General features: G+C 64.5%; 15 protein-coding genes and 1 tRNA gene. 6 read left to right on the top strand and 10 right to left on the bottom strand.

Translation table 11 applies throughout. The annotated features are described in order from the left end of the window. Nucleotides 1-105 precede the first annotated feature (105 nt). The 4 genes from QP996_RS02045 (at nt 106) to QP996_RS02030 (ending at nt 3,792) form a co-directional block, all read left to right on the top strand. Nucleotides 106-627 (top strand): peptidylprolyl isomerase, encoded by a 522-nt coding sequence (locus QP996_RS02045; RefSeq protein WP_269508850.1) that lies wholly within the window; start codon nt 106-108, stop codon nt 625-627. Nucleotides 628-699: 72 nt separating this feature from the next. Continuing rightward, on the top strand, nt 700-1,368 hold the full coding sequence (locus QP996_RS02040) for a rhomboid family intramembrane serine protease (RefSeq protein ID WP_181889432.1): 669 nt from the start codon (nt 700-702) through the stop codon (nt 1,366-1,368). Between the two features lie 578 nt (nt 1,369-1,946). Continuing rightward, entirely contained in the window at nt 1,947-2,153 is a 207-nt protein-coding gene (locus QP996_RS02035) for a hypothetical protein (protein ID WP_181889433.1), read from the top strand. A 73-nt stretch (nt 2,154-2,226) separates the two neighbouring features. Then, nucleotides 2,227-3,792 (top strand): catalase, encoded by a 1,566-nt coding sequence (locus QP996_RS02030; protein ID WP_284870977.1) that lies wholly within the window; start codon nt 2,227-2,229, stop codon nt 3,790-3,792. Nucleotides 3,793-3,861: 69 nt separating this feature from the next. Here QP996_RS02030 and QP996_RS02025 read toward each other — a convergent pair whose 3' ends face one another. From QP996_RS02025 to QP996_RS01985, 9 genes are all read right to left on the bottom strand, one after another. Further along, nucleotides 3,862-5,271 (bottom strand): hypothetical protein, encoded by a 1,410-nt coding sequence (locus QP996_RS02025; RefSeq protein ID WP_239306516.1) that lies wholly within the window; start codon nt 5,269-5,271, stop codon nt 3,862-3,864. A 391-nt stretch (nt 5,272-5,662) separates the two neighbouring features. After that, nucleotides 5,663-5,938, bottom strand: a complete 276-nt coding sequence (crgA, locus tag QP996_RS02020; RefSeq protein ID WP_269508860.1) for a cell division protein CrgA — start codon at nt 5,936-5,938, stop codon at nt 5,663-5,665. Nucleotides 5,939-5,986: 48 nt separating this feature from the next. Next, complete coding sequence (pknB, locus tag QP996_RS02015; RefSeq protein WP_284870976.1) at nt 5,987-8,080, bottom strand: Stk1 family PASTA domain-containing Ser/Thr kinase; 2,094 nt, start codon at nt 8,078-8,080, stop codon at nt 5,987-5,989. Further along, nucleotides 8,081-9,580: a serine/threonine-protein kinase gene (locus QP996_RS02010; protein ID WP_284870975.1), complete on the bottom strand. Its 1,500-nt coding sequence runs from the start codon at nt 9,578-9,580 to the stop codon at nt 8,081-8,083. Continuing rightward, on the bottom strand, nt 9,581-11,035 hold the full coding sequence (locus QP996_RS02005; RefSeq protein WP_284870974.1) for a penicillin-binding transpeptidase domain-containing protein: 1,455 nt from the start codon (nt 11,033-11,035) through the stop codon (nt 9,581-9,583). Continuing rightward, nucleotides 11,032-12,384: an FtsW/RodA/SpoVE family cell cycle protein gene (locus tag QP996_RS02000; protein ID WP_284870973.1), complete on the bottom strand. Its 1,353-nt coding sequence runs from the start codon at nt 12,382-12,384 to the stop codon at nt 11,032-11,034. Before QP996_RS02000 ends, QP996_RS02005 begins: the two co-directional genes overlap by 4 nt. Beyond that, the gene (locus tag QP996_RS01995; RefSeq protein WP_284870972.1) at nt 12,381-13,748 is read right to left on the bottom strand and encodes a PP2C family protein-serine/threonine phosphatase; all 1,368 of its coding nucleotides are present in this window, start codon (nt 13,746-13,748) and stop codon (nt 12,381-12,383) included. Before QP996_RS01995 ends, QP996_RS02000 begins: the two co-directional genes overlap by 4 nt. Beyond that, entirely contained in the window at nt 13,745-14,194 is a 450-nt protein-coding gene (locus tag QP996_RS01990; protein ID WP_284870971.1) for an FHA domain-containing protein FhaB/FipA, read from the bottom strand. The genes QP996_RS01995 and QP996_RS01990 overlap by 4 nt, the downstream gene beginning before the upstream one ends. Nucleotides 14,195-14,206: 12 nt before the next feature. Beyond that, nucleotides 14,207-15,091 (bottom strand): FHA domain-containing protein, encoded by an 885-nt coding sequence (locus tag QP996_RS01985; protein WP_284870970.1) that lies wholly within the window; start codon nt 15,089-15,091, stop codon nt 14,207-14,209. Nucleotides 15,092-15,270: 179 nt separating this feature from the next. On the opposite strand from QP996_RS01985, the gene QP996_RS01980 reads away from it, so the two are divergent. Further along, a tRNA-Leu gene (locus QP996_RS01980) sits at nt 15,271-15,354 on the top strand. A gap of 89 nt (nt 15,355-15,443) precedes the next feature. On the opposite strand, the gene QP996_RS01975 is transcribed toward QP996_RS01980, so the two are convergent. Continuing rightward, the gene (locus QP996_RS01975; RefSeq protein WP_284870969.1) at nt 15,444-17,132 is read right to left on the bottom strand and encodes an ATP-binding protein; all 1,689 of its coding nucleotides are present in this window, start codon (nt 17,130-17,132) and stop codon (nt 15,444-15,446) included. Nucleotides 17,133-17,602: 470 nt separating this feature from the next. Between QP996_RS01975 and QP996_RS01970 the strand changes: the two genes are divergently transcribed. Beyond that, a complete protein-coding gene (locus QP996_RS01970) occupies nt 17,603-18,154 on the top strand; it encodes an LURP-one-related/scramblase family protein (protein WP_284870968.1) in 552 nt (183 codons plus the stop codon). The last annotated feature ends 307 nt before the right edge of the window (nt 18,155-18,461 follow it).

Genomic DNA, 18,461 nt, shown 5'->3' with positions numbered 1-18,461 from the left:
CGAAACCGGGCGTACTCGACCTCCCGGACTCGACCTTTAGGGCCGTGAGCCCAACCCCGCACCCGCCCGCACCCCGCGCGCCGGAACCCGCGTACCCTAGAGCGCATGACTCAGAAGACTCAGACCATGACTTTGCACACCAATCACGGCGACATCGTGATCGACCTGTTCGGCAACCACGCGCCGAAGACGGTCGAGACGATTACGGGCCTGGCGCAGGGCACCACCGATTACTCCGCCAAGAACGCCAAGGGCACCACCGAGGGCCCGTTCTACGACGGCGCGATTTTCCACCGCATCATCCCGGGGTTCATGATCCAGGGCGGCGACCCGACCGGCACCGGCACTGGCGGCCCGGGTTTCCAGTTCGCCGACGAGTTCCATCCGGAGCTGCAGTTCGACCGCCCGTACCTGCTGGCCATGGCTAACGCTGGCCCGGGCACGAACGGTTCCCAGTTCTTCATCACCGTCGACGCGACCCCGTGGCTGAACAACCGCCACACCATCTTCGGCGAGGTCACCGACGAGGCGTCGAAGAAGGTCGTCGACGAGATCGCGAACGTGAAGACCGGCCGCATGGACCGCCCGGTCGAGGACGTCGTGATCGAGTCCATCGACATCGCGTAAGCCAAACAAGCCAAAGCGCCACACGCGCCGCGCCCCCGCCACCGTGCGGGGGCTTTTTCGTACCCTGATCCCATGCCCACTCTCCGCAACCTGCCCCGCACCGCCCCCGCCACCACGGCGATTACGGCGATCTGCACGCTCGTCTTCCTGGTCGCCGCGCTCCAGGCCCGTTCGGTCACGGACGTGGTGTGGGATTCGCCGGTGGGCACCCACACCATCCTGTACGGCCCCGAGGTCTACGGCGCGGGCTACCTCCGCGCGCTCACGGCCGGCTTCATGCATTTGGACATCACGCACCTCTTCCTCAACATGTTCATGCTGGTCCTGGTGGGTGCGGAGGTGGAGCGCTTCCTTGGCTCTGGCCCGTTTGTGGTGGCGTGGGTCGCGGGGGTCCTTTGGGCGTCGGCAAGTGTGCTCGCATTTAGCTTCACGACGCCCACCGCCGGCGCTTCCGGCGCCCTCTACATGCTGATGGCGCTTCTGATCGCCATTGCTTTTCGACGTTCCACGGACCTGCGCGCGCCACTCGCCCTGGTGGCTGTAAACGTGGCGTACACGCTGCTCAGCCCGGGTGTGTCGCTGTGGGGGCACCTCGGCGGCCTGGCGGCGGGGGCGGTGATGGCGTGGCCGTTGACCTCGGAAAACGTGCGCACCCGCTGGATCACAGCGGGGGTCGCGGCCGCGGCGGCGTGCGTGGCCATCTGGGCGCTGACGATTCCGTCGACGGTGCCGGTGTACTAGGGACGGCGCTCAAAGGGGAGGGCTAGATCTGCCAGACGGTGCGGGGTAGTCTTTCTCTCGCAGAGCCGCGGAGGATCGTGGGCGTCTAGCCTCCCTCTCGGACGATTGATTGAGACCCTAGCCAGCGAAAGCCCGGCTAGGGTCTTCTTTTTGGGTTTACACGCGGGCTGAGTGATCAAGCTCTACCAGATCGCCGCCGCAAACCGAGAATTTACAGTCCGAAAGGAAGGCGGAAATTCCCGAACCATATATTTTCCTGAAACGCCGAGGTCAAGCCCCAGAAATCGCCGATTCCAGACACACTTTTTGACCTTTAACCAGACCTTTCAAGTTATCCACAGCGGTTGTCCACAGTGTGGATAACTACACGCGTGTAACTCGTCGAACGACACGTCGAACAGCGAAAATGACACGCCGAAGGAACGTGGCGTTTTCGAAAGCAAACCAGCACATTCCACTGCCCTGTGGAGTTGTGCACAGAGTTATCCACAGGTGTGGATAGATATCGTTCGAACAACGGCGAGTTGGTGTCGAGCTCGTTAACCAAGATCAAGGCCAAAGAAAGGAAGGTGAGTCTGATGAAGCTTCAGGTGCGCCGCTTTACCAATACGGAGCTGCGAGAGCGTCGACGCAGCTTGCGTGCACAGTTGGCGGAATCCTTGGGAATGGAGGAGCCAACTGATGATGCGTTGAAAGAGCTGGCCTGGTCCGGTGGTTTCACCTATGACCAGCGGGACGTTTACGACGAATTGCGCAGGGTGGAGTCACTTCTCGGGGAGCGGTAGTCGTGGAAACTCGCGCGCCCGTGAAAATGCCTAGGGTGGGGACGTACGCAACCAACGATTCAAGGAGTGAGCAATGGCTGATCAGAGCAAGGCGGAAGAGATCGTCTCCAGGGGCGAGCGCCCCGCAGGCAAGGGCCGCACCACCGAGCTGGGCGGGCAGCCGGTCGCCTCGGAGCACATTTCGGTCACTCAGGGGCGCCAGGGAGCCAATGTGCTTAACGACGTCCACATGATGGAAAAACTGGCGCACTTCAACAGGGAGAACGTGCCTGAGCGCATCCCGCACGCGAAGGGCCACGGCGCCTTCGGCGAGCTGCACATCACGGAGGACGTGTCCAAGTACACGAAGGCGAAGCTGTTCCAGCCGGGCACCGTCACCCCGATGGCGGCGCGTTTTTCCACCGTGGCGGGCGAGGCTGGTTCCCCGGATACGTGGCGCGACGTGCACGGTTTCGCGCTGCGTTTTTACACGGAGGACGGCAACTACGACATCGTGGGTAACAACACCCCGACGTTCTTCCTGCGCGACGGCATTAAGTTCCCGGACTTCATCCACTCCCAGAAGCGCCAGCCCAACTCGGGCCTGCGCGATGACGAGATGCAGTGGGATTTCTGGACCCGCACGCCGGAGTCCGCGCACCAGGTGACCTACCTGATGGGCGACCGTGGCACCCCGAAGACGTCGCGCCACCAGGACGGTTTCGGCTCCCACACTTTCCAGTGGATCAACGAGGAGGGCACTCCGGTGTGGGTGAAGTACCACTTCAAGACCCGCCAGGGCTGGGAGTGCTTCACCGATGAGGAGGCCACCGAGAAGGCCGGCACCGACCCGGACTTCCAGCGTGCGGATCTGTTCAACGCCATCGCGGACGGCGACTACCCGATTTGGGACGTCAAGGTGCAGATCATGCCGTTCGAGGAGGCGAAAGATTACCGCTTCAACCCGTTCGACCTGACCAAGACGTGGTCGCAGAAGGACTACCCGCTGATCCCGGTGGGCTACTTCGTGCTCAACCGCAACCCGAAGAACTACCACGCGCAGATTGAGCAGCTCGCGCTCGACCCGGCGAACCTGGTGCCGGGCGTGGGCCTGTCGCCGGACCGCATGCTGCAGGCCCGCGTGTTCGCGTACTCGGACCAGCAGCGCCACCGCATCGGCGCGAACTACAAGGATCTGCCGGTCAACCGCCCGCTCAACGACGTGAACACCTACTCCGAGCGCGGCAACATGGCCTACTTCTTCAACGAGGAGAACGAGCCGAACTACGTGCCCAACCGCACCGAGAAGGGCGCCGGCTACCTGGACAACAACGAGGATTCCTCCTCCAACTTCACCGACTACGGCCAGGCGGAGAACCTCTACGTCAATCCGGATCCGGAGGGCACTGACCTGGTGCGCGAGGCGTATGTCAAGCACGCCGAGGACGACGATTTCGGCCAGGCTGGCACGCTCTACCGCGACGTCTTCGACGACGCGGCGAAGGAGCGTTTCGTCCACAACATCACCAACAAGATGATGGCGATTAAGCACAAGGACGTCGAGGAGCGCGTGTACGAGTACTGGGGCAAGGTCGACGCTGACCTGGAGACGAAGGTACGCGAGTCTTTCGCCAAGAAGCGCGCTGAGCAGGAGAAGTAAGCGCCAAACGCAAAAAGCCCGTTGAGTCCGCAACAGACTCAACGGGTTTTCGTGCTATTCAGCAGTGTTTTAGAACACGCCGCGGATCTTCTTGCCGAAGTCGGAGACGGTCACGTCGCGGGAGTCCACGTCCTGGTCGTTGTAGAACGAGGTGTCGCCTGCGAGGCGGCCGGTCTGGGTGACTTTCATGTAGTTGTACAGGCGGCCTTCCTTGGTCTTGCCGTCGCCGAAGGAGAAGGCGCCCAGCAGCATCTCGTCGCCGGCGAGGATCGGGTTGGACAGGGTGACCTCGAAGGTGCGGATGCCGCGGTCGAAGTCGTAGCCCAGGTCGCGGATGTGGGTGCCGTTGTACTGGGTGGTGGTGATCAGGCGGTCAACGCCCTCCGGGCCTGCCTCGGTGCCGACCTCGACGCGGAAGGTCAGGGCCGGGAATTCGCCCCAGTAGCGCTTCGCGCCGGTGTTCTTCACGCGCAGTGCGACGGAGCCAGCGGCGCCCGGCACCTTCCAGGAGGAGGTGGTGAAGTACGGCTGGAGGTCCAGGTCGCGCTGGGCATCTGCCTGCTTATCGACGACTTCGTTGACCTCGTCAGCAGCCTTTTCCTCGACCTCGTTGATGACCTCTGCGCCCTCGTTCGCGATGTCGTTGTTGGTCACGTCGGTGGCTTCGTCGTTGTCGACCACGGTGACGTCGTCAAGGTTTGCACCCGTCTCGATCTTCTTGACGTCCTCGTTGTACGCCGGGTTCGGGTTCTCCACGGTGTCGGTGACCTGTGCGCCCTTGTTCGGCGCCCAGGAGCCGGCCGGGGTGGAGTAGTTCTTGACGCGGACCTCGTTCTTGATCGGCATGTTGGCGATCCAGGCGGTCGGGGTAGCCCAGGTGCCGTTCGGGCGGCAGCGCTGCTGGGTGCCGGTCATGGTGACGGTGCGGAAGCCGTAGGTGGCCTCGCCGGTGTTGCCGGCCGGCACGTCGTACGGGCCGATCTTCTGGCCGACGGACCAGGACAGGGAGCCGGAGACGTCCCAGCCCAGGGACTTGGCCAGGGAGTAGCCGATGTTGCCCTGAAGGCCGTCCTTCGAGCCGGAGCCGCCGAGCGTCAGAGTCTCGGTCTTGGAGCCGTTGACGGAGGCGGAGATGGTCTGGGTGCGGGACAGGTCCTGGGACAGCGGGATGGCACTGTCGGACAGGTTGGTGGTGGAGATGGTGCCCACCGGCAGGAAGTTGTCCTTCACCTTGTACACGATGGTGCGGTAGTCCTCGGTGGAGTTGCACACCGGGCGCGGGTTGAGGATGTTCGCCTTCAGGTGATCCGAGCCGCGGTAGGTGTGGATGATCGGCAGCGCGGAGTTGGTTGCCGGGGTCTCCGGGTAGGACTCTTCGAAGGTCTGGGCGGTGGCGGTGATGCCGGAGCCTGCGATTGCGACAGCGGCGACGGCTGCGATCGCGGCCTTGGCGGCACCAGCGATGCGGAATGCGCGCATTTGGCGTTCCTTTCGGGGAAACAATTGTGGGATTTTTCTAGGGGCGGGCTCTTCAGGCTGTCAGCGAGGAGCTCTCATATAACACCTAGTCACTTGCCAAGGAAGAGTCATAATATTGTTGAACAATCCACCCAATCCGGGGTCAAACTAAAGTAATTGACATGTCGCGAAAGCCAGCTCACCAGTATTAATACTGTTATTTGTGGGTAAAACCCCGGCGCAATCTATCGCGCTATTTAAATACAGTGATGTGTCGCATAAATCGGCTTCTCAGGTCCCTCTAGGAATGCGTTCAGCCTCGAACCCCCGCCAAAGCAAAAATCGGATTGTGGCAAATATTTGCCACAATCCGATTTCACACAACCCCCAACTCAAAACCCCCGAAGAAGAACTACCGCCAACCCATGGTCATCAGCAGACCGAGGATCATGCCCGAAAAGCCGATGGCGTAGTTCCACGGCCCGAGCTGCCCGAGCCACGCAAGCTGGTCGCCAGCGAGGTAGTAGAGGATCAGCCAGGCCAAGCCGAAGATCATCAGCCCGAACATGATCACCTTGTACCAGATCGGGGTGCCGCCGGTGTTGACCTTCACCGGCGTGCGCGTGGTGCCGGCGGAGGTGCTGCTAGCTGGGCGGATGGGGTCTTTGGTTACTTTTGCTTTAGGCATGTGCGCTCCCTTGGTGTGTGCGGGCCAATGCGTCGTGCTTATCGACGTCTAAAGCCCGAGCCCGCGCTGCACATTCCGCAGCGCGTTGTTCGCGTTCTGGGGTTGAACTGTATCAGCCTGCGGCGCGGCCGCGTTATTCTGCGGGATGAGTTTGCCAGCGTCGAACTTCCACAGGTTGTAGCCGATGGCTTGGTCCTTGCGGATGGTTTCGCCGGCGGCGACTTCCTGGTGGCCGATCAGGCCGTCGTCCACAAGCGCGCCGGTGGGCACCGTCGGGCCGGGTACGAAGCGGCCGTTCCAGCCGGCGTCGCGGAGCGCCTTCTCGGCTTCCTCGGGGCTTTGGCGGGTGATTTCCGGCATGTTCATGAGCATGCCGTTGGACACGCGCAGCTCGATGGTGGTGCCGGATTCCACGTCGGTGTTTTCACCGGCGACGGCGAGCACCTGGCCCTCCGGTTTCTGCGAGTCCACGCTGGTGACGGTGGAGCGCAGCTGCAGGGAGGACAGGGTGGCGGTGGCCTGCTCGACGTTCAGCCCAACCAGGGACGGCACCTGCACCATCTCCGGCCCGGAGGAGACGGTGATGGCGATGCGCGAGCCCTTGGCAATCTGGGTGCCGCCGGCGGGCTGCTGGGACAGGATGATGCCTTCGTCGATGTTGGCGCTGGATTCGCGGCGCACGTTGGGGTTGAGCTCCAGCCCGGCCTTCTTCAGCTCTTCGATGGCTTCTTCGGCGGTCAGGTTGGTCACGTCCGGCACGTCCGTCATCTCCTTGCCGGAGGAGACGGTCAGGGTGATCTGGGTGCCGCGCTTGAGCTCGGAGCCGGCGGCGGGGTTGGTGGAGATCACGTTGCCGCGTTTGATGTCGGGGCTGGGTTCTTCCATGACGGAGACGGAAAAGCCGAGGTGTTCGAGTTCGCGGACGGCGTCGTTGCGCGGCATGTCCGCGAGTTCGGGCACGGGGACCATTTCCTCTTGGGTGATGGCCGGGTCGTTGTTGTCCTTGTTCACGGAGAAGTAGTCGTAGACGAACCAGCACACCGCGGCGGCGAGCAACAGGCCCAGCAGCGCGGAGAGCCACTTCAGCCAGTTGGAGGAGGTTTTTTCGTTGGCGGCGCGGTGGTCGGCGTAGCGCGTGTGCCCGGAGGAAGCGGATGCTTCTCGACGCACCACAGGTTCGCGCACCACATCCCCAACCACGGCGGTGTGGTCCTGGGACGGCGGGTACTGCGCGTCCATGGCGTGGGAGCCCGCGTCGTGTTCCGCGGCGGCGAGGTGGTTGCGGGCGGCGGTGGTGACGCTGCCGCGCTCCAAAAGCGCGAGGTCCGCGCCCATCTCGTCGGCGGTCTGGTACCGGTCGGCGGGGTGTTTCGCCATCGCGGTGAGGATGACGGAGTCGACGTTGACGGCTTCGTTGTCCGACAGCGGCGCGTTGATGCGCTCGGACGGCGGCACCGGGTCTTCCTGGACGTGCTGGTAGGCCACGGCGAAGGGGGATTCGCCCTCGAAGGGCGGCACGCCGGTGACGGCTTCGTACATCACGCAGCCGAGCGCGTAGATGTCGCTGCGCGCGTCGGCGGCCTTGCCGCGGGCCTGCTCGGGGGAGAGGTACTGCGCGGTGCCGATGACGGCGGACGTTTGCGTCATCGCGGAGGTGGAATCATCCAGCGCACGCGCGATGCCGAAGTCCATGACCTTCACGGCACCGGTGTTGGTGACCATGATGTTGGCGGGTTTGATGTCGCGGTGGATGATGCCTGCGTCGTGGCTGGCCTGCAGTGCCCGGGTGACCGGCAGCAGCAGTTTCGCGGCGCGCTCGGGGCTGAGCGGTCCTTCGTTGCGCACGATGTCGCGCAGGTTCATGCCGTGGACGAGCTCCATGACAATGTAGGGCACGTCCACGCCGGAAGTTTCCACGGAACCGGTGTCGTAGACCGAGACGATGTTGGGGTGGTTCAGGCGCGCCGAGTTTTGCGCTTCGCGGCGGAAGCGTTCGCGGAAGTTTTCGTCGCGCGCCATGTCGATCTTCAGCATCTTCACGGCAACTTCGCGCCCGAGGGACACGTCGGTGGCGGCATACACGTCCGACATGCCGCCGGTGCCGATGATGTCGCCGAGTTCGTACCGGTCCGCGATCAGCATTTACCTGCCACCTCCGAGCAAGCTATCAAGGTTGGGCAATTCTACCGCAGGGGCCGGTGAGTTCGTGACCTCGGGCTGATTGCCTATCGACGGCTCACCTGCCGGCGCCCCACCCTGCTGCGTCGGAGTCGCCGCGGACGGCTGCTCCGGCGCGGAAGTTCCGGGGGCGGGCGGCTCGGCGGACGGCTCCGCCGGGGCCGGTGCGTTGTCGGCCTCGGGCTCCTCGAAGCGCAGGGTGCCCGGGTTGCGCGGCTCCGTGATGGTGGTGCGCTCGCGCTCGGTGGTGGTCTCGGTGACCGGATCCTCCGTGTCTGCCTCTTCCTCCGGCGTCGGGGTGGTCGCGCTCATGGTGGGCCGCGGGGTGGTGGGGGTGCCGCCGCCGGTGAAGCGGTCGAACACGCCCTCGGTGTACGCCCAGGCGGCGCCGCCGGCCAGAAGCGCGAGCAGCAAGATCGCGGAGATGACCGGGCCTGCCTTAGACGACTTCTTGTCCGCTTCGTGTTCGCGCGGCGCTGGTGTCGCCGCGGACGGCGGGTAGGCGCCCTCGGGGCGGGAGGTGCGCTCCTCGGCGACGCTGGCCAGCATCTGGGTGGACGCGGTGGCGGACGGCTCGGTGGCCACGACCTGGGTGTGGCCACCGGGCTGGGCGGGCCGCAGGCCCTGGCGGACCTGGGAGATGGCCAGCTGGAACTCGTTGCCGTCGCGGAAGCGCTGGCCGGGATCCTTGCGCAGGGCGATCTCGATGAGCTCGCGCGCTGGGGCAGACACACTAATCGGAAGCGCGGGCGGCTCGGCGGAGACGTGCGCGAGCGCGACGGACACCGACGAGTCGCCGGTGAAGGGGCGCTTGCCGGAGAGCAGCTCGTAGCCCACCACGCCGAGCGAGTACACGTCGGACGCCGCGGTGACCTTCATGCCCTGGGCCTGCTCGGGGGAGACGTACTGGGCGGTGCCCACCACCATGCCGGTGCGGGTCAGGGGCACGGCTGCGGCGGCCTTGGCGATGCCGAAGTCCGTGATTTTGACCTGCCCGTGCTGGGTGAGCATGAGGTTGCCCGGCTTGATGTCGCGGTGCACCAGCCCCATGCGGTGGATCACGGCGAGGCCGTGGGCGGCCTGCTCCAGGACGTCGAGAGCTAGTGCCTCATCCAGTTGGCCCTCGCGGGCGATGAGGTCCGCGAGCGACTCGCCGCGGATGTACTCCATGATGATGTAGCAGACGGTAAAGCCCGCGTCGGTGTCTGCCTCGCGGTAGTCGTAGGTGGCCACCACGTTGTCGGAGTTGATGCCCTGGGCGCTCAACGCCTCGTTGCGGAAGCGGGCGAGGAACTCCGCGTTGGAGCTGAACTCGGGCCGCAGCACCTTGATGGCCACCTCGCGCTCGTTGGCCAGGTCGTCCGCCAGCCACACGGTGGACATGCCGCCGTGGCCGATGATCCACTGCAGCTGGTAGCCGTCGCCGACGAGCTGTTGCAGGTCCTCGCGGTTTTCGGTGTTCATCTACTGTGCTCCTTCCACGGGTGCGGGGGCGGCGGGTGCTGCGCGCAGCACGGCGCGTCCGATCGGCCCGGCGACTTGGCCGCCGTAGGCTGCCTCGCCCATGTTGGCACCGTTTTTCACCACCACGGCAACGGCGACGTCCTTGGCCGGGTCGAAGGCGACGTACCACACGTGCGGGGCGGCGCCTTCGGCGTGCTCGGCCGTGCCGGTCTTGGAGGCGAATCCGTTGCCGTCGTAGCCGAAGGTCCACCGCTCGGACGCGAACATCAAGTCCGTGATCGTCGCGGCTTCCTCTTCCGTTACGGCCTCGTTGAGTTCCACCGGCTCGGTTTCGTGCAGGACCTTGCCGTCGGCGTTGCGCACTTGCCGCACCACGTGCGGTTCCATGCGCTTGCCCTTATTTGCGATGGTCGCAGACATCATCGCCGCCTGCAGCGCGGTCATGGTCACGTCGCGCTGACCGATGGTGGACTGCGCCAGCTCGGCGCCGCCGGGCAGATCGCCCAGCGAGCCGGCGGCATTCGGCAGGCCCAGGTTGTAGCGCTCGCCCACGCCGAAGCGGGCGGCGGCGTCGCGCAGCGCATCCGGGCCCATGGCGAGGCCCATCTGCACGAACGCGGTGTTGCAGGACAGGGCGAACGCGGTGCGCAGCGGCACCTGCCCGCCGCCGGCGCAGGGCTGGCCGCCGTCGTTGGTCAGCGGGATGTTGTCCGTGCCCGGCAGGATCGTCTGCGCCTCGCCGGTCAGCGGCGACTCCGGCGTGAAGCCGTTTCGCAGACCCGCGGCGGTGGTGATGATCTTGAAGATCGAGCCCGGCGGCAGCTGCTCCTGCGCCGCGTGGTTCAGCAGCGGGTTCGCCGGGTTGCCGGTGGCCTCGGCCCAGGCGCCCTCGGCGGTCGCTGGGTTGGCGATGCCGTTGGGGTCAAAGCTGGGGGTCGAGGCCATGGAGAGCACCTCGCCTGTCGACGCCCTCACGGCCACCACCGCACCATCAAAACCCGGCTTGGCCAGCTGGTCGTACGAGAAGGCCTGTAGGTTCGGGTCCAGCGTCAGGTCGACGGTGTCGCCCTTCTTGCCGTCCTCGAGCCCGGTGCGCAGGAAGCGCGAGGCGGTGCCGGAGTCGCCGGTGAGGTCGCCGTTGTGGGTGGCCTCCAGCTGGGAGGTGCCGAACTGGTCGGAGACAAACCCCACGATCGGCGCGAACGACCACGGCATGTTGGGGTAGGTGCGCTGGTAGAAGCCGGTCTCTTCGTCGCGGTGGCTCTGCGCCAGCACGGTCCCGCCCGCGACGATGTCGCCGCGATTGGTGCGCTTGAGGTCCATGAGGATGCGCGAGTTGTGCTGGTTCTGCGCGTACTCGTCTTCGCGCATTCCCTGCACCACGGTGAAGTTGACCAACAGCGCCGCGATCATCAGCAGCGCGACCACGGCGCCGTAGCGGATGGACTTGTTCATCGTGCACCCACCACCTCAGGACGCGCGGTGCCCGCGGCGACGGCGTCGTAGTCTGCGGGGCGGTTCGCGCTGTTGGAGATGCGCAGCAGCAGCCCCAGCAGGATGTAGTTGGCCATCACGGACGAACCGCCGGCGGACATGAACGGCGTGGTCAGGCCCGTCATGGGCATCATCGCGGACACTCCACCGGCGACCACGAAGATCTGGATCACGATCGTCAGCGCCAACCCGGAGGCGAGCAGCTTGCCGTAGGAGTCGCGCGCCTGCATGGCGGTGCGGAACCCGCGGGTGATAAACACCGCGAACAGGCACAGCACAGCCGCGATGCCCACAAAGCCCAGCTCCTCGCCGATGGCGGCCAGGATGTAGTCGGAGTGCGCCACGGGCACCAGCTCCGGGTGGCCGTAGCCCAGGCCGGTGCCGGTGATGCCGCCCCAGCTCAGGCCGATCAGCGCGTTGGCGGGCTGGTTGCCAATGCCGTCGAAGTCCGCGAACGGGTCGATGAAGTTGGACACGCGCTCCTGGATCTTGGAGCTGACCTGGTAGACGGCGTAGCCGCCCACGGCAACCAAGCCCACGCCGATGAACAGCCAGGATGCGCGCCCGGTGGCGAAGTAGACCATGCCCAGCACGGTGGCGAACAGCAACAGCGCCGGGCCGAAGTCGTTGGAGATGCCCATGATCAAAATGGCGATGGCCCACACCATGAGGATCGGCGCGAGGTCGCGCAGGCGGGGGAAGGTCATGCCCAAGAAGCGCTTGCCGGCGACGGTGAACAGGGCGCGCTTCTGGGCCAGCAGCTGGGCGAAGAAGATCAACAGCAGGATCTTGGAAAACTCGCCGGGCTGGATGGAAAACGGCCCGAGCCACAGCCAGATGCGCGCTTCCTCATACCCCGGGGGCTGCGGCCACACCAGCGGCAGGGCCAACAGAATCAGGCCAACCAGGCCCAGCAGGTAGGAGTAGCGCGACAGGGACTTGTGGTCGCGGATGACAATGAGCGTGAGCACCATCAGCCCCACGCCGACTAAGGACCACAGCATCTGGCGCTCCGCCAGCGGCCCGTAGCCGGGGCGTTCTGCCAGGTCAAGGCGGTAGATCACCACCAGGCCCACGGCGTTGAGCAGCGCCACCACGGGCAGCATCACCTGGTCCGCGTGCGGTGCCAAGAACGCGATGGCTACGTGTGCGATGGCGTAGACGCCCATGAACCCGCCGATGATGTAGAGCATCTCGGTGGACAGGGTGCGCCCTTGGCTCGTCTCTAAGCCAAAGAGCATGAGGGCTAGCAGGCCTGTGGTGAACAGCAGGAGGAGCAGCTCGCGGCTGCGGGATACTAGGCGGCTCATCGCACCTCCCGGCACTTGCCCTCGTCGGCGCTCTTCTTGTCCGTGCAGGCCGGCAGCGCCTGATCCGCCAACTCATTCAGCTTGGCTAATACGTCGTCGTAGGAGCCGGTGACGTCCGCGACCTCGCGCTTGTCTTGCGGCAAGTCTTCGGTGGTAAAGATGCTGCAATCGCCCGGCTTGGTGTCCTTGGAAATCACGCGCAGGTCGCCCTTGGTGTTCAGGCAGGCGCGCTGGATGTCCTCGGTTTTCGCGTCCGCGAACAGGTTGTCGCGGGTGGTGTGCTGCACCACGAACTCGCCGGAGTCCTGCACCTTCAGCGTGTACTCGTCGGTGGCGCGGGACTGCGACCACATCACGCCCGCCACCGCGAGCACCAGCAGAAGCACAAGCGTTGCGACGACCCAAGGCCACACCGACGACGGCTGCTTCTTCCCTGCGACACCGACAGCGCCGCTAGTGTGGCCCTCCTCGTCGTCGGACGCGTCCGCGTCTTGGAGCTTGGCCCGGTTGTGGTCCGGGGTGATGGTCTCGGACTTGCGCAACAGCGCTGCTGCGCGCGAGGCGGCGGAGTCCGGGTGGGAGGACTCGTAGCCCGGGTCCAGCGCGCCGGCCCTGACCACGGCGCGGTTCTCGCGGGTGTTGTTCTCCGAGGCCTCCACGACCTCCGCCACCACCACGGTGACGTTGTCCGGCCCGCCGGAGCGCAGCGCCAGCTCGATCAGGCGGTTCGCCGCCATCTCCGGGGTGCCGTCGCCGAGCGCGAGTTGGATGGTCTGCTGGGTCACCGGGTCGCTCAACCCGTCGGAGCACAGCAGGATCCGGTCGCCCGGCTGGACCTGGATCAGCTCCAGGTGCGGCTCCACTGCCCGGCCGGTGTACGCCTTCAAAATCAGGGACTTCTGCGGGTGCGAGGAGACGTCCTCGGGGGCGAGTTTGCCGTCGTTGACCAGCGACTGGACAAAGGTGTCGTCGACGGTGAGCTGGCGGAGCTCGCCGTCGCGAAGCAGATAGCCCCTGGAGTCGCCCACGTGGATCAGGCCGAGCTCGCGGCCGTTGAACATCGCCGCGGTGAGGGTGGTGCCCATGCCGGCTTGCTCGGGGTGCTCGGCCACGGACGCCTCGATGGAGGCGTTGCCGTCCTCGGCCGCCGCGCCCAGAAGGGCGAGCATGTCCGCGTCCTCGGGGTCGCGGTCCAGGTGCTCGAGGTGCTCGACCATGAGCTGGCTGGCCACCTCGCCGGCGGCGTGGCCGCCCATGCCGTCCGCAAGCACCAGCAGGTGCGGGCCTGCGTAGGCGGAGTCCTCGTTGTTGCCGCGGACCAGGCCCCGGTCGGACACGGCCACGAAATCTAATGCGAGCTTCACGGCATCAGCCTCACAATCGTGCGTCCCATCTTCATGTCCGTGCCCACGGTCACCCGCTCAGGCTGATCAATGCGCACCCCGTTGACGAAGGTGCCGTTGCGCGAATCCAGGTCCTCCACGAACCAGTCGCTGCCCCTGCGGAACAGGCGCGCGTGGCGCGAGGAGGCGAAGTCGTCGCCCAGCTGGAAATCGTTGTCTCCCGCTCTGCCGACAGTCAAGTCTTCTAAGCTGGCAATTTCCATGTGGGAGCCTTGCAGCGGCCCCTCAACTACCGCAAGGGTGCGGGCTTTCTCCCTGGGGGCGGGGGCGGAGGCACTTGCTTGACGACGCACCGCGCCACCCGCCGACACCACATCCTTCCTCTGCGTCCAGATCACCAGGAAAATGAACACCCAGAGCAAGGCCAGAAGGCCGAAGCGGGCGCTGAGGATCATGGTCGAATCCATGTGAAACCCTTCTTACGGGCGGAAGTATTCGGTGCTGGGGTGCGCCACCGAATCCGTGAACTGCGGCTCGTTCGCACCGGCCTGCGGCTGGTCCTGGCTGCCGACGATGCGGACCTCAATATTGGAGTGGCCCAGCGTGATCACGTCGCCGTCCGCGAGCATCCAGTTCTCCACCGGCTCGTCGTTGACCGTGGTGCCGTTGGTGGACTGCAAATCCACCAGCACCGCCACCTGGCCATCCCACGTGATCTCCGCGTGCTGGCGGGACACGCCGGTGTCCGGCAGGCGGAAGTCCGAATCGTTGGAGCGGCCCAGGATGTTGGAGCCCTCGTGGACCAGGTACGTGCGCGACGAGCCGTCCTGAAGCAGCAGGCTCACCGTGGCCGCATCGGTGTTGGCAGCGGCCTGCGGCTGGTTGGAGTTAGGTTCGGACATTGCATCCTCCTTCAATTGCGAGCGCGAGGCCTTGCGCTTCTTCGGCTCCGCCACAATGGCGTCGAAGCCGCTGACCACATCCGGCATGGTGTCGATATACGAGGACACCCGGAGCTGGCCAGTGCGCAGACCCGACTCCTCCGCGATACGCACAACAACAGGGCCATCCAAAAACCACTGCTTGTTGCGCACGTAGCGCATGAGTTGATCGGCGAGGTCCACAGGAAGATCGCGGTTTTGCGACAGGTTCTCCAAGTCCTTCGAAGACACACCCACCGCGTACACGTTCGGGGCGACGTACTCGTCCCTGTCCGTGACCACCAGCGAGTCCTGGGCTTCCTGCTTGACCAGCTCCTCAATTTCTTCAGGCACAACCTTGCCGCCGAACAGCGCCGCCATGGAATTGTCCAAGCCGCGCTGCAGAGAACTGTCCAGCTTTGCCAGCCTGTCCATCACTGCCATTTCCTGCGCACCTCCTTTCTTCACATCGGAATTTAAGTAACCCGGACAGTATAGGTGCCGCACCCGACACCACCTATCCGCGCAGCGTGTCGGCCCCGTTATGGACGCGGGGTAAAAGGCGGTGTGCGCTGGCGATTTGTGGTTTTTGTGAGCTGCGTTCTATATTAATCAAGTCGCCCGCCCGGGTGGCGGAATTGGCAGACGCGCTGGCTTCAGGTGCCAGTGTTCGCAAGAACGTGGGGGTTCAAGTCCCCCCCCGGGCACAATGTGAAGTCTCGACTTATACTCCGCGGAGTGTGGGTCGGGGCTTTTGCTTCTCGACGACCTCCGGTCCGCGCCGGCAGCCTCCACATCACACCCAGTAGACGACCACTCTGCCGTCATGGGGCGCCGGGCCCTGCTGGAGGCCATCGATGTTTTTCAGGGCTCGGTACACCTGGCTTTCGCTTAGCCCGGTAGATAAAGCCAGCTCGCGTCTGCTCAGAGGGTGGCCAGTCTGCTGTAACGAGTCGAGCACTCGCTGTTCGTTCGTTGCAGTTTCGCCGACAGCACGGACTGGCAGTTCCGCTTGGCCGCTCCCACTCTGGCGGTACGCGGTCCCTCTTCCGGTCCCAACCTGCTCGGCTAACCCAAAGCGGACCAGCTCCTGGAGTTCGTCCCGGGCCTGAACCGAATCCATCGGGAACTCATTGCGGTAAGCGGAGTTCGTCAGTTCCGCACCGTGCCGCATTGCTACAAGCGCGTGTTTCTGCGCGACAGACATCACGTTGGCTCCAGGCTGCTGGGAAAGCCAGTTCCTATCTTCCTCTGACAGCATGCTCGACGAGGTCAGCAGCACCTTGAACTTGATTACTTCGTCTTTGAAATAGGGTGCCGGAAGGAAAGCGTCGCGGAGGCTTCGCCGCACTTCGGGAATCCCGGTGGCATGTCCTTCAATGACTCGCTTGCCGTCCTCGGTCCTGATTGCGGAACACATGCGGTACAGCACTGCGTTTTTCGCCCGCGGGCTTGTCTTGCCAAGCTCGCGTTCTGTCAGGCCCCACAACCCACCGGGATTCTCAACGATAAACTTCATCGGCAGTTTGACCAGCATCGGGTAGCTGCCGAAGCTGGCAACGGAAAGGTCGCGGTGAACGAGCGAGTTGGCGATAACTTCTCTCAGCGCGACGGCCGGGATTTCGGGAGCGTCGAACCCGTGGCCATCGCGAAACGCGACCCCGCGCATCAGGTGCTTGCGGGCCCATGACTCGGCTGATTCGAGGAGATCGGGAATAGGGCCGGTGAACTCATCGTGGTCGGTGAGACGCAGGCCGGTGTTCTGCCCGTCACCTCTCGCGTGCGCCTTCACGGCCGTGTGCGGGAGGAACTGCTGCGGGTGGAGCCCCATCGCGTACACCGCAGCAACCGTCGGTAGACCAGTCTCGTGGTCGACGACGTTTGTACGCACGAGCAGTTCGTCACGGCTCATCCCCTGGAGGCGGCGCGAACTTCGCTGCTCTGCACTCAGGTACTGTTCCAGCAGCTCCGGCACCAGGTCGCGGTCCACGTCCGCTCCATCGACTGGTTGCCGGTCGTGGGTTGGCTGACTGCGCTGGGAGGTGAGGTAGAGCTCCTCTTCGCGGCTCAATTCGTGATCGCCATCGCTCGATCGTGTGAAGGCGGGGCCATTGGCGCCGACCCGAAATGGTCGGCGCTCGGGTGGTTGCGGAGGAATTACGCAACTTACAACCTGCTTCCCGTCGATGGTGGCGATTTGCACGGCCCCAAGCTGCACTGGAGGGTGAATGCGCTCGCGCGCCTTGGTGCCAAGCCCGGCTGCCAGGTCCTTCGCATTTGCAACCCCGCGGACGCGCATCTGCCCGTCTTCTTCGGCGAGGCCGAGGACGATGACACCGCCATCGGGCATATTCGCGAACGCACTGAGGGTCTCATCAAGTGAGGTCGGCAGACCACCGGTGGCATCCTTGGCCTCGATATTCCAGGTATCGGTGCCGATGCTGAGCAGCAGGTCGATCAAAGCCGCGAGGTCAAGTTCGGACATGAACCGAACTGTAACGCATTTGCGTTACGCGTAATGAAAATGCAATGCAGATTCTGTTACGCATAACGAATTTTCGTTTCACGGGCTGAGAACTAGCACCCTTCTGAGCTAGGCGCGTACAACCCCGGCAGGCTGGACTACCCAGCCCGCCGGGGTTTTCCGCTGCGCGCGGTAGAATCATCGACGAGCGGGTGACCTTCTTTCCGAAGTTCGCCCCGTTGCCGAGACGCTGTCGTCGCGAATACCAGTCCTAGGGCTGAAGCATCGTGCGGGAGCGTCTCACCATTTGAAGACTCGACTGGCGGGCGTCGGGACATACCCCGAGTAACAAACCCCTATTAAGGCCCAAAATTGGCCATACTAGGGAGGGCTTACTAGGGGTTTGTGGAGATGGGGGGGCAGGGCAGGCAAAACCAGCCGCCCAAACCACACCCGCCCACAACCAGCCACGCGTCGTTAGGGTGGGGGGCGTGTTTAGGCAACGTGAAATCGTCGTAAGGCAAACGAAGGCCCTGGGCCGCGACACGTTCGCGATCGAGGGGCCAGGCGGGGAGCTGCTGGGCACGGCCAGGCAGACGCTGAAGATGAGCGACCTGGTCAAGGCGTCGCGCGGGGTGGAGGTGTTCGACGCGGCCGGCGCGCACGTGCTGAGCATCGAGGACCCGGTGAACTTCATCCGCGACAAGTACGTCGTGCACCAGGTCAACCCGCCGCTGGAGCTCGCGCGGCTGACGCAGCGGTTCGCCTGGATCGGCGCGAAGTTCGACGTGCAGGTCGCGGGTTTCCCGGACGTGCAGATCCAGGGGCAGGCGTTCCAGCTGAATTACACGCTGACCAGCCAGGGCCGTCCGCTCGCGACCGTGGACGCCGAGTATTCCGGCATGGGGCGGATGCTGATGGGCAAGTCCAGCTACCGCGTGCGCATCGAGCCCGGCCTGGACGAACGCCAGCACGCGGCGGTCATTGGCATCGCGTTGGCCATCGATATGCGCCGCGCCAAGATGCGCAGAAACTCGGGTTAAAGGGGGCTTTTTGCTTTGCGACGGTGCCTTGCCGCCGCAACGGGGGTAAAAAACGGGGGTAGTAGGGTTTTCCGGATTGCTGAACAATCCGCGGATCTTTGAACAATCCAGGGGGTTTGCTACACCCCTGAGGGGAAACCCGGGGAAAATAAGAGTGTATGAGTTGTGTATGCAATCCAAACATGCAGGTAGACGCAAAATTGCCGGGATCCATGCTGGAAAACACCTTAGTGTGCATAAAATGCAGTGCTGACGGATTGTTCAACCATCCGCGCGCGTTTGCAGTTTGATCGTTGAACAATACTGA

It is taken from the genome of Corynebacterium sp. MSK008 (assembly GCF_030232585.1).
Taxonomy (GTDB): domain Bacteria; phylum Actinomycetota; class Actinomycetes; order Mycobacteriales; family Mycobacteriaceae; genus Corynebacterium.
Note: the sequence above shows the minus strand (reverse complement) of the source record. Positions and strands in the feature narration are given on the sequence as shown.